Source organism: Nocardioides malaquae (genome assembly GCF_015070385.1).
Lineage (GTDB): Bacteria > Actinomycetota > Actinomycetes > Propionibacteriales > Nocardioidaceae > Nocardioides > Nocardioides malaquae.
This window is the reverse complement of record NZ_JADCSA010001173.1, coordinates 1-237: the sequence shown is the minus strand read 5'-3', so window position 1 is coordinate 237 and position 237 is coordinate 1. Positions and strand designations below refer to the sequence as shown.

The window sequence follows — 237 nt, the reverse complement described above, 5'->3', positions numbered from 1 at the left end:
AGGCCGTTAACAGACGCGCACACACCGGTGAACCCCAGCCCTGGAAAAAGGCGTTCAGCACCCAGAGCACGGCAAACGCCCATAGCGACGTCGAGAAGCCAAACAGAATGTTGATAATGCCCGTGGCGATAAGCCCTATCCCCATAAAATAACGGGCATTTGAGCGATCGCTGACAATGCCGGAGACAAACTTCGACACGCCATAGGTAATGTAAAACAGGGTCGCTAACAGGCCGA

The 237-nt window shown here is 54.0% G+C and carries 1 protein-coding gene; it reads right to left on the bottom strand.

Annotated elements, in window-relative coordinates:
- Positions 1-237 (bottom strand): MFS transporter (locus tag IEQ44_RS16500; protein WP_193639488.1); only part of this gene is annotated, 237 nt, incomplete at both ends.